Source organism: Spirosoma agri, assembly GCF_010747415.1.
Classification (GTDB): domain Bacteria; phylum Bacteroidota; class Bacteroidia; order Cytophagales; family Spirosomataceae; genus Spirosoma; species Spirosoma agri.
The window spans coordinates 1077831-1095794 of record NZ_JAAGNZ010000002.1 but is presented as its reverse complement, the minus strand read 5'-3'; the positions used below and the strand labels follow the sequence as shown (position 1 = coordinate 1095794).

13 protein-coding genes are annotated in these 17964 nt (G+C 51.3%); 6 read left to right on the top strand and 7 right to left on the bottom strand.

From position 1 onward, the window contains the following. Positions 1 to 11 precede the first annotated feature (11 nt). Positions 12 to 698 carry an HAD-IA family hydrolase gene (locus GK091_RS21175; protein WP_164041872.1) on the bottom strand — a complete coding sequence of 229 codons (687 nt, stop codon included), beginning with the start codon at positions 696 to 698 and terminating at the stop codon, positions 12 to 14. Positions 699 to 773: 75 nt separating this feature from the next. Then, a complete protein-coding gene (locus GK091_RS21170; RefSeq protein WP_164041871.1) occupies positions 774 to 1061 on the bottom strand; it encodes a YciI family protein in 288 nt (95 codons plus the stop codon). A 219-nt stretch (positions 1062 to 1280) separates the two neighbouring features. Between GK091_RS21170 and GK091_RS21165 the strand changes: the two genes are divergently transcribed. Further along, positions 1281 to 3734 carry a prolyl oligopeptidase family serine peptidase gene (locus tag GK091_RS21165; protein ID WP_164041870.1) on the top strand — a complete coding sequence of 818 codons (2454 nt, stop codon included), beginning with the start codon at positions 1281 to 1283 and terminating at the stop codon, positions 3732 to 3734. 61 nt (positions 3735 to 3795) lie between these two features. Here GK091_RS21165 and GK091_RS21160 read toward each other — a convergent pair whose 3' ends face one another. Both GK091_RS21160 and GK091_RS21155 read right to left on the bottom strand, forming a co-directional pair. Beyond that, the gene (locus GK091_RS21160; protein WP_246202340.1) at positions 3796 to 6366 is read right to left on the bottom strand and encodes a T9SS type A sorting domain-containing protein; all 2571 of its coding nucleotides are present in this window, start codon (positions 6364 to 6366) and stop codon (positions 3796 to 3798) included. A gap of 314 nt (positions 6367 to 6680) precedes the next feature. Then, positions 6681 to 7175 (bottom strand): hypothetical protein, encoded by a 495-nt coding sequence (locus GK091_RS21155; RefSeq protein ID WP_077920058.1) that lies wholly within the window; start codon positions 7173 to 7175, stop codon positions 6681 to 6683. Between the two features lie 412 nt (positions 7176 to 7587). Here GK091_RS21155 and GK091_RS21150 point away from each other — a divergent pair, with 412 nt between their 5' ends. The 5 genes from GK091_RS21150 to GK091_RS21130 all read left to right on the top strand — a co-directional run bounded on the left by GK091_RS21150 (position 7588) and on the right by GK091_RS21130 (position 14108). Continuing rightward, the gene (locus GK091_RS21150; protein WP_164041869.1) at positions 7588 to 10185 is read left to right on the top strand and encodes a sialate O-acetylesterase; all 2598 of its coding nucleotides are present in this window, start codon (positions 7588 to 7590) and stop codon (positions 10183 to 10185) included. 99 nt (positions 10186 to 10284) lie between these two features. Beyond that, positions 10285 to 11025, top strand: a complete 741-nt coding sequence (locus tag GK091_RS21145; protein WP_164041868.1) for a peptidase — start codon at positions 10285 to 10287, stop codon at positions 11023 to 11025. A 78-nt stretch (positions 11026 to 11103) separates the two neighbouring features. Further along, on the top strand, positions 11104 to 11934 hold the full coding sequence (locus GK091_RS21140) for a transglutaminase family protein (protein ID WP_164041867.1): 831 nt from the start codon (positions 11104 to 11106) through the stop codon (positions 11932 to 11934). A 119-nt stretch (positions 11935 to 12053) separates the two neighbouring features. Continuing rightward, on the top strand, positions 12054 to 13448 hold the full coding sequence (gene glmM / locus GK091_RS21135; protein ID WP_164041866.1) for a phosphoglucosamine mutase: 1395 nt from the start codon (positions 12054 to 12056) through the stop codon (positions 13446 to 13448). A 303-nt stretch (positions 13449 to 13751) separates the two neighbouring features. Further along, positions 13752 to 14108 carry a YtxH domain-containing protein gene (locus GK091_RS21130; RefSeq protein ID WP_164041865.1) on the top strand — a complete coding sequence of 119 codons (357 nt, stop codon included), beginning with the start codon at positions 13752 to 13754 and terminating at the stop codon, positions 14106 to 14108. Between the two features lie 236 nt (positions 14109 to 14344). Here GK091_RS21130 and GK091_RS21125 read toward each other — a convergent pair whose 3' ends face one another. The 3 genes from GK091_RS21125 to guaA form a co-directional block, all read right to left on the bottom strand. Next, positions 14345 to 14878, bottom strand: coding sequence for a DUF2911 domain-containing protein (locus GK091_RS21125; protein WP_164041864.1), 534 nt, complete (start codon positions 14876 to 14878; stop codon positions 14345 to 14347). Positions 14879 to 14995: 117 nt separating this feature from the next. Continuing rightward, positions 14996 to 16153 carry a PepSY-associated TM helix domain-containing protein gene (locus GK091_RS21120; protein ID WP_164041863.1) on the bottom strand — a complete coding sequence of 386 codons (1158 nt, stop codon included), beginning with the start codon at positions 16151 to 16153 and terminating at the stop codon, positions 14996 to 14998. A 253-nt stretch (positions 16154 to 16406) separates the two neighbouring features. Beyond that, the gene (guaA, locus tag GK091_RS21115; RefSeq protein WP_164041862.1) at positions 16407 to 17939 is read right to left on the bottom strand and encodes a glutamine-hydrolyzing GMP synthase; all 1533 of its coding nucleotides are present in this window, start codon (positions 17937 to 17939) and stop codon (positions 16407 to 16409) included. Positions 17940 to 17964 lie beyond the last annotated feature (25 nt).

The following is a 17964-nucleotide window of genomic DNA, read 5'->3' as shown; positions in this document are numbered from 1 at the left end:
GTTTATGTTGGTTAGGACTGTTTTTCGTGTTGTATTGCCGTTAACGTGTCCAGCGAAAACTTGGTCAGGGCGGGTATGATCAGATCAGCAATGGCAAATTTGGGGTGATCCAGTTCGAAGAGTGCCGGAACCGCTACCGTAATCATGCCTGCCGAGTGGGCCGATGTCAAGCCACTGCCTGAGTCTTCGAATGCAACACAGTCTGCCGGTAGCACACCTAACTTACGGGCCGTTCCCAGATACACATCGGGAGCAGGTTTATTACGCGCTTCCAGTGTGGCGGAGTGCCAGAGCGTCAGGTAATCGCGGATGCGAAGCCGGTCAACCACAACCTCGATCAGGCTCATAGGTGATGCCGACGCAATGGCCGTGGGTATGCCGAGCCGGAAAAATAGCTCTAGTATGCCGATGGCACCCGGCATTGGTTCAGCCAGGTTAGCAATGCGCTCATGAACACCAGCGGTGATGGCACTGCCCAGGTCGGCATTCGTACGACCGGCCAACGCTTCGTCACTCCAGGGGGCGCGGGCATACCAATAATTCACCACATCCGGAATCGGTAAGCCGGTTGTTTGTTTACATTCGTCATCAGTCAGGAACAAGCCTACGGTCGCGAATACCTCGCGTTCCATAGCCCGCCAGTGGGGTTCCGAGTCCACCAGCAGCCCATCCATATCAAATATTGCTGCGTGTATCAAAATAAGTTGGTAGTAATTAAAGCAATGCGGTCAGCGACGAACGACAATTCGGTATTTGTTTGCTGACCACGTTATTCATACGTCGGCTTTGCGAAAAGGCTTCACGTCGATTTTTTCCCAAACGCCCTGCACGATGTACGGATCAGCGTTGAGATAATCGGCCAGTTGCTCTTCCGTTTCCAGGTCAAGCAGCAGCATCGAGCCGATCATGTTTCCAGCCGGATCAAGGAGCGCCCCACCAAGGATGAACTGGCCTTTTGCTTTTAGCTCACGCACGAAGTCAAGGTGAGCAGGCCGGACAGCCATACGCCGTTCAGGCGCATCGGCACTGGTGTGATCATAAGCATGAACAACGTATTGCATTGACGCAAGGAAAGATTTTGTTAGGCAAGATACCATCTTTCAGGAAACTTACCGAGTAACCAATCCAACCCCGGCCATAAAAACTTTATCGTTTACCCACGTTGCCCGGCTTTTGAATCACTTATTTCGCATTTCCTGATCGCTTCTTCACCGATAAGCTACGTCATTAGCGGGTTTGTGGCTAATTTGAGCCTCGCAACTTGAATTCGTATCGCTTTTATGACAAAAACTACTCTTCATCAACGTGGTTCGTCCCTCTACGGGCCACTCCTGCTGGCGTTGGTTTCGGTTAACGTCTTTGCCCAGCCAGCTCCGAAACAGGCCCCGACAGCCGCACGTATTCCGCTTACCATCGAGACGATCATGCAGGACCCGAAGGTATGGATTGGCACCTCTCCCTCAAATCCCTACTGGTCCGACGACTCGAAAACGCTGTATTTCAACTGGAATCCCGACAAGAACAAAAGCGATTCGCTGTATAAGGTGAGCTTCACGGGTACCAGGACGCTCACTCCCTCGCAGCCCCAGAAAGTCAGTCCGGCGGAGCGTCGTTTGCTTCCCACCGAACCCATTGCTGCCTTCAATCGGGCGCGTACGCAACGCCTTTTCGAACGGCAGGACGACATTTATTGGCTTGATGTCAAGAGCGGGAAAATCCGTCAACTGACCAATACGGTCGAGGCTGAAAGTAATCCCGTTTTCTCGGGCGATGAACAACAGGCTATCTTCCGGCGTTCGTCCAACCTGTTCAGCATCAATCTCCAGACCGGCGAACTGATCCAGCTGACTGACTTCCGGCCAGGGACTAAAAAAGCCGATGCGAAACTAACCGACGAAGAAAAATTTCTGAAGCAGGACCAGCTTCGACTCTCGACGGTGCTGAAAGAGCGGAAAGAAAAGAAAGATGAAGCCGACCGGATCAGCAAGGCCGACCTGCCCAAACGGCCCAAAGAAATTTACCTCGACGACAAACAGCTGTTCAATCCACAGGTGAGCCCCAACGGTCGCTTTGTCACCTATCGCCTGTCGAAAAATCCCGCCAATGCAAAAACGGCTCAGGTACCGACCTACGTTACGGAGTCGGGCTACACCGAAGAACTACGGGCTCGCACGAAAGTGGGTACGCCGATGGCGACGCAGGAATTTTTTGTCTACGATAGCGTCAAGGATACAGTTCGGGCGGTGAGTGTCAAGGATATTCCCGGCATTGGCGACAAACCAGAGTATTTAAAAACGGCGGCTAAAGCAAAAGCGGATACGGCAAAAAAAACACGGCCCGTTAGTATCGCTGGTCCCGTCTGGTCGGAAGATGGTAAGATAGGGGTGGTCGTTGTTCGATCGCAGGACAACAAAGACCGGTGGATCATGCGCTTGGATCCGGAAACCCTCAAGCTAACGCTGCTCGATCGACAGCACGACGAAGCGTGGATTGGCGGACCGGGGATCGGCTCTGCGAATACGCCGGGCAACATGGGTTTTCTGGCCGATAATCAAACGCTCTGGTTTCAGTCGGAAGCGGATGGTTATTCGCATGTTTATTCGATCAATGCGCTGACGGGCGGCCAGAAAAAGCAGTTGACCTCGGGCAAGTTCGAAGTGCAGCAGATCCTCGTTTCCAAAGACAAATCGCACTTTTTTATTCAGACCAACGAAGTCCATCCCGGCGAGCAGCACTTTTACCGAATGGCTGTAACGGGTGGTGAGCGTGTTCGGCTGACAACGATGACGGGTGCCAATGAAGTAACGCTTTCGCCCGACGAAACGCGGCTGGCCATTCGCTATTCGTCCACCAACCAGCCCTGGGAATTGTACGTAGCAGAATTAAAGGCCGATGGCAAAAAAGGAGCAGGACTCACGACCGCGCTGAAACTGACCAACTCGCAGACGGATAACTTCAAGAGCTACCCCTGGCGCGAACCAACGCTCGTCACCATTCCGGCCAGTGATGGGCAACCGATTTACGCCCGCCTGTATAAGCCCGATAAACCGACTGGTAAGAGTGTTGTGTTCGTTCACGGGGCGGGTTATCTGCAAAATGCCCACAAGTGGTGGAGCCAGTACTTCCGCGAATATATGTTCCATAACCTACTCGTAGACAAGGGCTATACGGTACTTGACATCGATTATCGGGCGAGTTCGGGTTATGGTCGCGACTGGCGTACGGGCATCTACCGGCATATGGGCGGCAAGGACCTGACCGACCATGTCGATGCGGCCAAATGGCTGGTGCAGACGCAGGGTGTCGATGCCAAACGGATCGGCATTTACGGCGGTTCGTACGGCGGCTTCATCACGCTGATGGCCATGTTTACGACACCGGATGTATTCAAAGCGGGGGCCGCACTTCGTCCCGTAACCGACTGGGCGGCCTACAACCAGCAATACACCGCGAACATTCTGAACGAGCCCCAATCCGACTCGTTATCGTATCGCCAGTCGTCCCCCATTTATTTTGCCGAGGGGTTAAAAGGCTACCTGCTCATTTGCCACGGCATGGTCGATGTCAACGTACATTTTCAGGATACGGTCCGGCTGATGCAACGGCTTATCGAACTGAAGAAGGATAATTGGGAAGTGGCCGCGTATCCGATGGAAGATCACGGATTTGTGGAACCAACCAGCTGGATGGACGAATACAAACGCATCCTGAAATTATTCGAGGAACGATTGTGATTACTTGATATGGTAAAGGCTTCCGCAACGTCGGAAGCCTTTACTTTTTTATATCTGTGTGTTACTCGACCAGTACCCGAATGACCGATTGACGGCTACCAGCGTTAGCTTTCAGCAGATACTGACCCGGTGTAATACCCGCCAAAGGCCACTCCGCCTGTCGTTTGCCCGTGAACGCGGGTATCTCATATGCCCGAACCGAACGACCCGATATATCCAGCAACTGCACCTGCACTGACTGGCGCTGCGTCTGTTCAATGTCGAGCCGCAAGCGATCCGTGACTGGGTTCGGCACGACTCGCACCGACAAATCGCCCACGGGTTCCGACAAAGCCGTTACGACAAACGCAACATAATCGGAGGGGGGCGACGCACAGCCATTCTGGGTGACAATAACATAGTAACGGCCACTCTGAAAGGGCACCAGCGTAGACGATGTCGCATTTGGTAACGGTTTGCCAGCGGTCGTATCGACCCGGATATACCATTGAATACCCGTCACCTCAACGACCGAAAGCGAGTTGCTGTTCTTTACAACAACGGGTTTGGGTGGAACGGGAGCCAGGGCTTTTACCGTGACAAACGTAGTGGTCGTGGTACATCGGTTACTGTCTGACACACTAACCGTATACGTACCCTCGGCCAACCCCGTCTGCGCCTGGGTATAGGCTCGCAACGTGTCTCTGTTTTCGGTTTGCCAGTAATAAACGAACGGTTTGGTCCCTCCCACAACCTGAACAGCCGCTTCGCCATCGCGCCCACCCGTACAGGCAACATCTTTGATTCGTCCTGCCGTGAGCGATATCGACGCGGCATCGGTAACGGCCGCTGTTACCGAATCGGCACAACCAACTTCATCCGTAACCCGGAAGCGGTATGTGCCGGGCGGTAACCCGGCAAATTGATTGCTAACCTGAAGAGGGCGACCGAGCAGCTGAAACTGGCGGCCGGTTCCGGTACCACCGGCAACGGTTAGCGCAACACTGCCCGTCGGACATACGCAACAGGTGGCCGCCACCGTGGACGCCTGTATTTTTAACGCATCGGATTTACCAACCTTAACTGGTAATAAGGCGGTACAGCCATTGGAATCGGTGCCGACGACCGTGTAATCACCCAAGGCAAGGTTTTTGAACGTAGCACTCGCCTGTGGGATTTTCGTGGATGCCAACTGGTACTGCACTGAGCCAGTTCCACCGCTTGGTTTCAGCGTAACACTCCCGCTGTTGTCCCCAAAACAGTTGACGGGTGTGACGGTAGCCGTAAGCTGCAAAGGCTGCGGTTGTGGAACCGCCACTGATTTTTTACCCAAACAACCATTGCCATCCTTAACCGTAATCTCATACGTAGTGGCGGCTAAGCCCGTGAACAACGTACCGGCCTGGAAAACACCCGTTCCAATCTGGTATTGGTACGATCCGGTGCCACCCGTCGAGGACACGTTGATCGTTCCATCGGCTGAACCGGTACATTTGGCCGACGCGACGGTTGTTTTAATATCAAAGCCCTGAGGAGCACCAATGACGGCGGTCTGCGAGGTGGCACAACCCGTTCCATCAACCACCGTAACAACGTAGGTCGATTTATCTTTCAAATCGAAGAACGATTCACCCGTTTGCAGGGGGCCTCCGTTGATCTGAAATTTATAGGGCGCATTGCCTCCACTGGCGGCTACCAGTATACCCCCGTCGGACCCACCCGAGCATTTGGCGTTCACCGCTTTTGCCGTCAATACTACGGGCACCGGCTGCTTTATTTCCGCCGTTGTCTGAGCACTACAGCCGAGCACATCTCTGACCGAAACCTGGTAGGTACCGGCTTTCAGATTGGCGAAAATATTGGACGTTTGCGTAGACTGGCCATTCAACTGAAACTGTTGAGGACCCGTACCACCCGTGGCACCGATAAAGATCTGGCCGGTGCTGGACCCAAAGCAATTGGCCGGTGTAGGAATAGCTTTTATCTCTATACCGGGTGCAATGGTGAGTGCTACGGGGACACTGGATACCGTATTGCATTGGTTCGACAAGGTAACGGCGTAAGCACCAGCCTGGGCCAGGCTGACGCTGGGAAGCATTAGTTGGGCGCTGGTCGCACCAGCAATGGCTGCCCCATTTCGCGACCAGGCGTAAGTAATGGGAGAGCCGGTTGCTGTTGCCGAAAATGTTACGGCCATTCCTTCACAGGCAGATGCAGCCGATGGTCCGGCGGTAATAGTAATCGGTTGATGAACCGTAACCAGACTACTAGCCGATGTAGTTGTTCCCTGTGGGCCGCTAACCGAACAGGTAGCGGTGTAGCTCGTTGACTGGGCTGGCCTGACGCTGATACTCGCTCCCGTCTGACCGGTTGACCACCGAACCATTCCGGTGGCAGGGCAACCCGCCAACGCCAGAGAAATGCTCCCTCCCGAACAAACAGCGGGCGAAGCGGGCGTAAACGTCAATACCGGATCGGCCAGCGGGCTGTTACCCAACACAGAACCGGTCCCAGCGAGTTTGGCGTCGGTATGAAGATAGGTTACGGCTTTTGCTGCTTGTGGTGCCGCTACCAACAGGAATAGAGAACACGTAATTGCCAGCCAGCAATGCGTGAGGTTAAGCCAATAAAAAAATGGTAAACGTACGTTCATGAATCAAGTTGAAATTGTTAGACTTAGCGCAGGGCAAAGTTATTCGATTACAGGTACCAGTCTACAGCCGTGGGAGTGTACTTTTTATAGTGGTGCCGGAGAAGTATGTTGAAGGGTGTCTTTGCGCCGGTTGATGGTAGATTTCCGGCATTTCGGTTCGTATAAAGCTTATGAAATCAACGATCTAGCTGAGTGTAAATCGCCAGCGCATCGGCTATGTTCGGTCTCTCTCCCTCTACTTGTACGGCGACGATCTTAGGACGGGCGAAGCGGATAAATCCGGTCTGGAGTGGTGTTCGGGTTTATTGTGTTACTTAGTAAAACAGGCCCCAATCGTCGGGAGCGTCGTTGTCTTTATCGAAACCATTTACCCACTCGACGAACAGTAATCGAAACTGCTCGATCTCATCCCGCAACACGTTCAGGTAAGCCGGTGTAGCCAATTTTTCAGCCTTGCAGTAAGAGGTTTGGGCTAACAATTCCCGAGCGTGCATTTTAATGATAACCGCATTTTCCATGCGCAGCGTGTACAGATCACCTCCTTCAGCCCCAACGATTTTAGGAGCCAGCATCATCGCGTTTGCCAGCATCTGCTCATGCATCATCAGCACATCGTCTTCTTTGTTGATTGTCTCGACGATGGCCTGCGTCAACTCCATGAGTTCATTGGCCTTCCGTAAAATGGGCAGGTTCTTGATGCGCCGGTTCTCGGCTTCCATTTCAGCGCGGGCTTCCTCGGGGTCGTAATCCTCGTCGAAACCGTCCCAGTCCATGAAACTGTCGTCGTCGTCCTCGTCGTCAAAGTTCATCGCGAATTGGCAAAGGGGTTCAATACCTTCTTATTGACAAAGTAACACAAACCTTTCTCCAAAACAAACCGATTGAATCGAAAACTACCCGTGCCACAACGTTGATGATCAGGGTATCCGTGATTTAGTTTGAGCTATCCATATGATCTGTTTCTTTATACTGTTTTACGAAGGACTACTTCTGGCCCGTCTCCCGATTGTTGCCATACGAAGCGCGCAGTTCGGCCTTAGGTACGGATTAAAATTTTACATATCAGTAACTTTATATATAACCAATAAATAGTCTAGCACTATATTTGAGTATAGTACAAGTAGTAGTGTTGTTATTTCGCCAATAAGGTATACATACAATTAATAACCTTAGCAAACGAAGTAGTATTTCTCGTAGTAAACGTGTAGCGCTTTATTCATTATGAAATTAGTTGTACAACCCTTCTTACTAGTGGGTTTGACGGTTATGTTGTGGATCATTGGACCAATGCAGGTTGTTGCTCAAATCGATGTTACCTACCCCGTCAGCCGGATGATCGTCCAACGCGACAATAACAACAAAGCCCTTGTCCAGATTGCTGGCAGCTATGCCCAACCTATTGATGCTGTGGAGGCCAGGGCCGTAGTTCGTACAGCCGGACAGGGCACAACAACCAACTGGACAACCATTCAGACAAATCCGCTCAATGGTCAGTTCAATGGTACGATGACCATCACGGGAGGCTGGTATCAACTTGAGGTGCGGGGCAAATTAAACGGAGCAGTTGTAGCAACGGATGCGGTAGACCGGTTTGGCGTTGGCGAAGTCTTTGCGATTCTGGGTCACTCCAATGCGCAGGGATCGAGTTGTATCGATTCGAATGGCAACGACAACTGTCCAACCATAGCGGGAGCCGTTGACGACCGCGTAACCGTCGTACCAGTTGACCAGACTACGCCCGAATTTCTACAGTACGAAAAAACTGCCGATACCCGCTACCTCCCCGGTCTGGTGTTCAGCCAGCTGGCTACATTCAGTGGCATATCTCCGTTCGCCAAAATGTCGTGGTTCTGGGGGCGTATGGGTGATCTGCTGGTGCAGCGCATCAATGTGCCAGTCCTGATTTATAATGCCGGTTTTGGGGGAACCAACATGGAACAGAACTACAAAGCAGCCTCCAATATCCCGTTCGATCATTGGTTTGTTAACTACAGCATACGGATGCCTTACGCTAATCTGCGTAACCTGATGAATCTCTACGTTCCCTCAACAGGGATTCGGGCGGTGCTGCTGCAACATGGTGAAAATGATAGGAACAACGCAACAGACCTCATCGTCACGCATCATTATGGCGTCATTGATTCGGTACGGCGTCAATTCAACAAACCCAATCTGGCCTGGATCATTGCCTTGTCTTCCTACGTTGGCGGTCGCTTCGAGAATGTCCGGGCGGCACAGCAGACAGTCATCAACCGGGCCAACTACCTGACCTATCAGGGACCCGATCTCGACGAGGTAACGGACCGCCCCGATGGTATCCACTTTTCGCCTACGGGTCAGACGAAGGTGGGCGAACGATGGGCCAATGCCATTACAGATACGTATTTGCAGACGATACAACCGTATGCCGCTGAAGTTCAGCCCCTCACCAGCCTTTCCTGCGCCACGGGTAACCAATTGACACTAACGCAACCCAGCGGGTACGAATATACCTGGAGCACGGGAAGTACATCACAAGGGCTAACGGTTGGTGCCGGAACGTACTCAGCACGATTACGCAACCCCCAGAATAAAGTCATTTTTCCGCCCGCGGTTACTGTCCCGAGCATTGTTCGTCCCGCCGTACCGACGATCACAACCAGCGGGTCGATGTCGTTATGTGAACCGGGAAGTGTTACCCTAACGTCCAGTTATACAGGAAAAAACCTTTGGAATACCTTCGAGACGACCTCGTCCATTCAGGCGAATGCAGTAGGCACGTATTACTTGAAGGCGATTAACTCCGTGTATGGTTGTCAATCCGATGCCGCCAGCACGTACATCAGTAATGCCATGACCGATCTGTCGTTGGCCCTGGCCGTCAGTCGCCGAACGCTAGCACCGGGCGATACCGTCACGGTTACGTTAACGGTTACCAACGAAGGTGGCTGCGATGCCGGAGCCGTTACAATGCAGAATCGATTACCCAGCAACATGACCTTCGTTTCATCGGCCGATTTGACCGCATCAAACGGCGTTGTCACCGGTAATCTTACCAACGTAGCCCCCGGCCAGTCCGTTTCACGTCGGTTTGTGGCCCGTCTTACGGCTGAAGGCACTTATTCGAACGCGGCCCAATTGATCGCTCAATCGAGACTGGATCCCGACAGCCAGCCAAATTCAGGTACTGGCGACGGGCAGGATGATGCGGCAATGGTCGATCTGCGCACAAAGTCCGTAGGGACACTCGCTTTATTTTCGTCGCCTAATCCCTATCAGACGCCCCTCCCAGCCCTGCAAAGTAATCAACCCAAGCCTGATTCTAACAAGGCCGATCTAAGCCTGGCGATAGAGCTTGGTCAGCGGAACGGTAAGCCCGGACAGACAGTTACCATTACGCTTAAAGTAGCGAATCAGGGCGGCTTGGCTGCCACTGGAATTCGGGTTTTGCACAACTTACCCACGGGCTTACAGGTGGTCGCAACTTCGTTGCCAGCCAATATGACGGCGAATGGCTCAACGGTAACGGGTTCGATCAGCCAGCTGGCGGCAGGTCAGACAGCAAGCTTAACCTTCACTGCTACCGTCACTGGCCAGGGTAACCTGATCAATACGGCACAGATCATGGCTGCCGACCAGCCTGACCCAGACAGTACACCCGGCAATGGCACGACCAATGGCGAAGATGACACCGCTCAGGCTGATTTTCGCTCAGCCGGTGCAGCAGGAGCACGAATGGCAGCCACTCCCGCTGCGACGGTTTCGCCTAGACAAGTAACCGATCTACCCAAAGTAAATGGCCAGATTCAGCATCGCTTTTCGGGTAACGGCCAGCAGTAAAAAGGGAGTTTTTGAGAAAACCAATCGTTAAAATCGAACAAAAATGGGGGTAACCCGTATATTTGTTGGGTTTAGCACCTGCTTTTCCCACTGTACATAATGACATATTGTTTAGGAATTAAAGTCGCGTCGGGTTTGGTGGCCATCGCCGACAGACGGTTGACCTCCGGCTCCGAAGTCTCATCGAATCGAAAAATTTCGGTTCATGAAGTTGAGAATCACTCCCTGTTTATCATGACATCGGGGTTGCGATCCGTACGCGACAAGGCCATTACGTACTTCAAAGAAGTGATTTCTGAACAGGATCGCTCGTTCAATAAATTGTACAAGGCCGTCAATGCCTTTGGCGAACAGGTCAAGCGCGTTGCGCAGGAAGATAAAGAATCAATTACGGCTAGCGGTTTGAATTTCAATCTGAATGCCATCGTTGGTGGTCAGCTGGAGGACGACGAGGAACATAAACTGTTTATGTTGTATCCCGAAGGTAACTGGGTTGAGGTCGATCAGGGCTCGCCGTTCAAGATCATCGGTAATTCGGGCTACGGAAAACCACTTCTGTTTCGAAACCTGTCCTATGAAACCAGTCTCCCCGAAGCCTTAAAAATCGGATTTCTGGCTTTCGATGCCACCCGAGTCAGCGCCAACGACGTAGATTATCCATTAGACGTTGTCATTTATCCCAAAGACAGCTTCCACATGACCGAATACCGGCTGGAAAAGGAGGACATGGACGAAGTGTCGCACCAGTGGAGTGCCCTACTCAGCAACTCTGTCCGAAAATTACCTACTGACTGGATGGACCCAATTTTCGAGAAAGTACGTTCGGTTAAAAATGTATAACCACTTCTACGTGGTGACGTATATCTGTTGATCTGGTAGTAAACTACAATCGACTGGTATACGTCATCATTCCAGCACATGCTTCTCCACGTCCGGCACGAATCCGAATACACCTATGATAGTCCGGTTGCATTAGGCCCTCAAACGCTGTATCTGTACCCCCGGACGTATCCTTATCAACGGTTGCAGGAATACAAACTGAGTATCGACCCAAAGCCGTCGCGCGTTGTCCGGAATATCGACGTAGAAGGCAATGTACAGCAGTTAGCCTATTTTAGCCACCCGACGCACCATCTGCACGTAACGGCCGAGATAACGCTCCAGTCCGACGAGTTCAATTCATTCGACTTCGTTTTATTCCCCTTCGATACGCAGCAGGTGCCATTTCGGTATCCGAAATATGAGCAGGATTTGTTACAACCATACATGGAGCGGGTTGGCGTGACGCCCCGAATAGAAGACTGGGCCAAACAGATAGCCGCGAAAGCAGGCTGGCGAACGACGGGTTTTCTGATGATGCTGAATCAGACCATCCGGCAGTTCACATACGAGATTCGGGAAGTAGGGGCTCCTTTTCCACCGGAACAGACGCTCACCCTGCGCAAAGGCTCCTGCCGGGATTATACCACACTGTTCATGGCTGCCTGTCGGAGTCTGGGTATTGCCGCCCGCTTTGTGAGCGGTTACCTGTTCGGAAATCCACAGCAGGAGCACCAGCTACACGCCTGGGTGGAGGTGTATCTTCCCGGCGCTGGCTGGCGGGGCTTCGACCCAACCGAAGGGTCACTAGTGGTCAATCGGCACATATTTCTGACCTCGACGGCTAAACCGGAGTTAGCCGCTCCAATTAGTGGTACCTTTACGGGGCGGGCAAACTCGACCCTGCGATCGGAGCTACTATTTGCCTGACCAGCTGTGAGTCGGCACTAGGGGCAAAGTTTTTTTGCGCTTACACTATTGCCCCTTGCCCCTTACTCCATCAAACTTATCTTTGCACAGTTATCAGAATTCTTATCAGACCCTTCAACGTGGCATTAATTAAGTCTATTTCCGGGATACGAGGAACGATTGGAGGGCGCAGCGGAAACGGACTGACGCCCTTGGATGTGGTTAAATTTACAGCTGCCTTTGGGCAGTGGCTCCGGCAACGTAACACAGATAAACAAACGGTTGTAATTGGTCGTGATGGTCGCCTGTCGGGCGAAATGGTATCGAAGTTGGTAACCGCAACCCTACAGGGACTTGGTTTACATGTGATTGATCTGGGTCTCTCAACGACACCTACCGTTGAACTTGCCGTAACAGCAGAAGGCGCGTCGGGTGGAATTATCATTACCGCCAGTCATAACCCAATACAATGGAATGCGCTCAAGCTTCTCAATGAAGCGGGCGAATTTATATCGGCAACAGACGGAGCCGAAGTGCTGGCAATTGCGGATGATGAATCGTTTGATTTTGCCGAAGCTCGTAAACTGGGCCAGTACCGCGCTGATACAAGCTGGCTCCAGAAACACATCGATCTGATTCTGGCACTTCCCCTCGTTGATCGTGATGCGGTTGCCGCCCGCAATTTTCGGGTCATCATCGATGCCGTCAACTCGACGGGGGGGATTGCGGTTCCGATGTTGCTCGAAGCATTGGGCGTAGAGAAAGTGGCGAAGCTGCACTGCGAACCGACGGGCAATTTTGCGCATAATCCAGAACCGCTGCCCGAAAATCTTCGGGACATTATTAAGGAAATGGAAAAAGGGAATGCTGACCTTGGCATTGTGGTAGACCCCGATGTTGACCGGCTTGCCTTGATCTGTGAAGACGGTTCGCCGTTCGGCGAAGAATATACACTGGTGGCCGTTGCCGATTACGTGCTGAAGCGCAAACCGGGCAACACTGTATCGAACTTATCGAGTACCGTTGCTCTGCGTGATATCACGCAAAAATATGCCGGACAGCATTTTGCTTCAGCCGTTGGCGAAGTCAACGTGGTCGACATGATGAAGGAAAAAGACGCGGTGATTGGTGGCGAAGGCAATGGGGGTATCATCTATCCAGACCTCCATTATGGCCGCGATGCGCTGGTAGGCATTGCGCTCTTCCTGACGCACCTGGCAAAGTCGGGTAAGTCGGCTTCTATGCTGCGACGAACCTATCCGAACTACTATATTTCCAAAAACAAAATTGAACTGACCCCCGACATTGATGTTGATGCAGTGCTTGACCGGATCCAGGCTAAATACGCCAAAAATCCGATCAACACGATCGATGGCGTGAAGATTGAATTCGATAAAGAATGGGTTCACCTACGTAAATCGAATACTGAACCGATCATTCGTATCTACTCCGAGTCAGACACGCTGGCTACTGCCGATCATCTGGCCGGAAAAATCATCAACGACATTCGCGAGGTTCTTGCCGAGAAACGATAAGAAACTAGTTGGCACCATTTTCTAAGCTGGTGGGTCTATCAACTATAGGCCCACCAGCGCTGTTTATAGCCGGTCTGCCCGTTTGGTGACCGGCTTTGCTTTGACATGTGCTGGAACTCTCCGCGCATTATCAACTACTATCTTGTGGAATAAACTACTCATTTAACGACATAAGAAAGCTTGACTATACTGCATAGTAATTTCTAACCAGTTGTTTACCAGAAACATAGCGATTAGCTATGTCTATGGCATAGTTTTTATGGAATAGAGGTAATCCCAACATGAATCTAAACAACCAAAATTATGAGTTTTCTTAAAGGAGTACTGGCAGGATTAGCTATCGGTTATTTAACAGCTCCCCGCAGTGGTAAAGAAACCCGCGATAAATTAACGCAACGTGCCAACGATCTACAAGGTCAGTGGGAAGATGGCGTTTCGCAGGTGAAATCACAAATTGATAGCCTGGTAGGCAAAGTCGAAAACAAAGCTGATCAGTATGCCGATAAGGCCGAACAGAAGTTTGATCAGTATAAAAACGATGCGCAGTCGACATACAACAAAGAAAAAGCGAAATCATCGTACAACAATACGGTAGATGACGCAGCAGACGCAGCAAAGTCAGGCATCAACAAGGCCGAAGACGCGCTGAAGTTTAACTAGTCGTCTGTAATAGAATAGATCGTCACTCACCTGTTGACTGATGATGATCTACTCACAAATTGCTAAGACAAAGAAAAAGCCTCTACCGATCTGGTGGAGGCTTTTTCTTTGTGGGTTAACTAATTACTGAGCTGTTATCAACTAGCGAACACGCTGATCCGGACGGTATAAAGGTAAAAAAGCACAGTTCTTTTGGTAGCATTTGTGCCATTTCATGAGCGGATTACTCAGCTCCCCTATTGAATAGCAATGGGTACTTCAACGTTCTCCCACTTTAGTACGACGCCTTTGTTGGTTACATCATACACCAGTTTCTCATTCATTTGTGCTGACTTTTTCGGCTTGGCTGTTACGCGAAGCTGATCCTGCGCCTGATCATATTTGAACGCACCCCATTGATTCGGCACTTTGTTAAAAATGATGGTCCACTCCTTCTCGTCGGGAATCGCAAAAAAACCGTACTTACCAGCGGGCAATTCTTTACCCTCTACCTTGATAGCTTTGTCAGTCTCAAAGGTCGTTGCTTCGTTCGCACCAGCGCGCCAAACCTGACCGTAGGGAGCCAGTTTACCGCTTGGTTCCCAAACTGAACGTCCTTTCACGGATGGACTACTGTAATTGATGGTGATGGTAGCATCTTTTACTTTTCCGCTAGCCACAGCAGGTGGGCTTGGCCGATTCGCTTTATCGCCTTGCGCCCATGCCATCATGGTCATCAGAACCCCGGCGAGTGTCAGGGCAAGTATCCGGTTAATGCGTGTCGTTGTCATTATCGTAAAGGTGTTAGAATTGACGCCTAAAATTGAGAAATCTTTCGGCCAAAACCGCGCAGGTACAGCTGGTTTTTTAGCTTACAGCCCGCAATCGTCAACATGCTGTTATCCATACTACGCCATCGAACGAACGCGCACCTGGCGGCTCACTGGTTTTTTCTTGTTCCGGCGGCCCCACCAGACTAGCATGCCTGTTACGGGTAAGCTGGCGCAGATCAGGCTGGCGCAAAACGCCAGAATTTTACCGGGCAGTCCCCAGATAGCGCCGACATGAATGTCATAATTCATCCGCCGAAGCGTATTCGCTATGGTCACGTTATCGTGGTTGCCACTGTAAGGGCTGTCAACCGGAAGTTCTTTCAGCGTACGCTGGTCGAAATAGTGGTAGTCAACTTTGTAATACGTACCGGGCCGATAATTGACATACGAATAAATTGACTCACCGGGCAATTTCGGGAAGGAAAGATTGATCCCCTGCTGGGTCGGATTTTCCCGACGAAGTTTCAGCCAAATTCGGTCCACGCCCGTTGCCACCGATGCCACAATAGGCGTAGCAGTCGTATCGGACGGCGGTATCACGTACTCAACCGATCCGGTGCCGCCCGTGGCCCGATAGACCGCTTTCGAAAACCATTGAAAGCCCCACACCAGGCCCGTTACGGCAAACACCAGACCAACAGCCAGCACATAAAAGCCCAGTACATTATGCAGGTCGTAGTTTTTCCGGCGCCAGGCCGCGTTCCATTTGATGCTGAATCGCTGTTTAGCGGCACTTTTGTTTTTTGGCCACCACAACATCAGTCCGCTGATCAACAAAAACAGAAAAACAAGTGTACCTGATGCCGCGACTGGTTGCCCGATTTTTTCGGGTAACCACAGGTAATAATGCCCGTGCAGGATGAAATGAAAGAAGTCTTCGTCCTCGTCCCATACCTTCAGTACGTCGCCGGAATAGGGGTTCAGGTAGACGACATAATAATACTCAGGATCAGCGTTGTAAAAGCCCACGGTTGCGCTTCGGCCGGTTTCCTCATAGAGAACGCCATTGGCCGTTTTTCCTGGCAGAGCGGCTTCAGCCTTCGCTTTTAATATGGAGGGTGGCAGCAACTTCCCCCCGACTGGTGGCTGCACGAAACGATACGACTGGGTTGCATTCTTGATCTCCTGCTCGAAAGCCAGTATGCAACCCGTAACGCTAATTATAAAGACAATCAGTCCGGATGAGAGTCCGAGCCAGAGGTGAATTTTCCCAATTAGTTTTTTTCCTGTCATCGTCGGCTTGTCCAGTCGTTAGATGTGCTACCAGCAATAGTCACGGGTACAATCGCTATTCCTTATTTCTATTTATATTAATTCTTAATTGCAAAGCTAAGTACTGATTCTATATAATAGCCACATTTCTCGTAAAATCTGAAAATCAGACTTCCTACTACCGACTCTTACCGATATGTCAGCAAAAAAAACGTCCAGCACTGGCTAGTACTGGACGTTCTGCATCGAATTAATTCAACCGTAAACACTCAATTTATTCCCACTCAATGGTTGCGGGGGGCTTCGATGAGATGTCATAAACAACCCGGTTGACCCCTTTGACGCGATTGATGATTTCGTTGGAAATATCGGCCAGGAACTCGTATGGAAGATGAGCCCAGTCGGCGGTCATACCGTCGATGCTCGTTACAGCCCGCAAGGCAACAACCCGTTCGTAGGTACGCTCGTCGCCCATGACACCAACCGATTGTACGGGTAACAACATGGCTCCGGCCTGCCATACTTTGTCGTATAAGCCTTCGCGCTTCAGACCATCGATGAACAACGCATCAACCTGTTGCAATATCTCTACTTTCTCCGGAGTTACATCGCCCAGAATACGAATGGCCAGACCAGGACCGGGGAACGGGTGACGGCCCAGAATAGCTTCGGGCAAACCGAGCGTGCGACCAACCGACCGCACCTCGTCTTTGAATAGTGTATTGAGCGGCTCTACTACCTTCAACTTCATAAAGTCGGGCAAGCCACCCACGTTGTGGTGCGATTTGATCGTGGCCGAAGGACCTTTCACCGAAACCGATTCGATAATGTCGGGATAAATGGTTCCCTGACCAAGCCATGACACACCCTCGATGAGATGCGCTTCATGATCGAATACATCGATGAAGGTTTTACCAATAGCTTTGCGTTTGGCTTCCGGATCGCTCAGACCAGCGAGTGCTGTATAGAACTGCTCCTTGGAATCGACTCCTTTAACGTTCAGCCCCAGCGTTTTGTACGATTCCAGAACGCCGGAAAATTCATCTTTCCGGAGTACACCGTTATCGACAAAAATGCAATACAGATTCTCGCCAATGGCCTGATGGATAAGCATGGCCGCTACGGACGAATCGACCCCGCCCGACAAACCCAGTACGACCTTATCCGTACCGATTTTCTCCTTCAACTGAGCAACGGTGGTCTCTACGAATGACTCTGCCGTCCAGTTTTGGGAGCAGCCGCAAATGTCAACCACAAAATTTTGGAGCAACTTTTGTCCCTGGAGCGAGTGCGTCACTTCGGGGTGAAACTGGATGCCGTAGGTGTCTTCACCGTCAACCTGAAAAGCAGCCACATGAACGGTATCCGTAGACGCGATGATCTTGAAATTGTCGGGAACACTCGTGATCGTGTCCGCGTGGGACATCCAGACCTGCGAATGCGGATCGATGCCCTGCATCAGCGGACTATCGGTGTTGACGGTGCCTAGTTTAGCCCGGCCATACTCCCGAATAGCGGATGCCTTCACTTCGCCCCCGCTGGTATGCGCCAGCAATTGAGCACCGTAGCACACACCCAGAAGCGGTAATTTGTGCCGGAAAGCGGCCAGATGCACCTCAGGTGAATCAGCGTCGCGGACGGATGACGGACTACCCGAAAGAATAATACCCTTAACGTCAGCGGTAATTGTTGGGATGTGATTGTATGGATGGATTTCGCAATAAACGTTCAGTTCGCGCACCCGACGGGCAATAAGTTGGGTGTACTGTGAACCAAAATCCAGAATCAGAATCTGTTCAGTGGCCATGATGGGTCTCTAAAATGCAAAGTTA

What these genes read in the sequence shown, in the direction of transcription:
- GK091_RS21170 (WP_164041871.1), bottom strand. Translation starts at nt 1,061, where the DNA reads ATGCAATACGTTGTTCATGCTTATGATCACACCAGTGCCGATGCGCCT.
- GK091_RS21165 (WP_164041870.1), top strand. Translation starts at nt 1,281, where the DNA reads ATGACAAAAACTACTCTTCATCAACGTGGTTCGTCCCTCTACGGGCCA.
- GK091_RS21160 (WP_246202340.1), bottom strand. Translation starts at nt 6,366, where the DNA reads ATGAACGTACGTTTACCATTTTTTTATTGGCTTAACCTCACGCATTGC.
- GK091_RS21155 (WP_077920058.1), bottom strand. Translation starts at nt 7,175, where the DNA reads ATGAACTTTGACGACGAGGACGACGACGACAGTTTCATGGACTGGGAC.
- GK091_RS21150 (WP_164041869.1), top strand. Translation starts at nt 7,588, where the DNA reads ATGAAATTAGTTGTACAACCCTTCTTACTAGTGGGTTTGACGGTTATG.
- GK091_RS21145 (WP_164041868.1), top strand. Translation starts at nt 10,285, where the DNA reads ATGACATATTGTTTAGGAATTAAAGTCGCGTCGGGTTTGGTGGCCATC.
- GK091_RS21140 (WP_164041867.1), top strand. Translation starts at nt 11,104, where the DNA reads ATGCTTCTCCACGTCCGGCACGAATCCGAATACACCTATGATAGTCCG.
- GK091_RS21130 (WP_164041865.1), top strand. Translation starts at nt 13,752, where the DNA reads ATGAGTTTTCTTAAAGGAGTACTGGCAGGATTAGCTATCGGTTATTTA.
- GK091_RS21125 (WP_164041864.1), bottom strand. Translation starts at nt 14,878, where the DNA reads ATGACAACGACACGCATTAACCGGATACTTGCCCTGACACTCGCCGGG.
- GK091_RS21120 (WP_164041863.1), bottom strand. Translation starts at nt 16,153, where the DNA reads ATGACAGGAAAAAAACTAATTGGGAAAATTCACCTCTGGCTCGGACTC.
- guaA (WP_164041862.1), bottom strand. Translation starts at nt 17,939, where the DNA reads ATGGCCACTGAACAGATTCTGATTCTGGATTTTGGTTCACAGTACACC.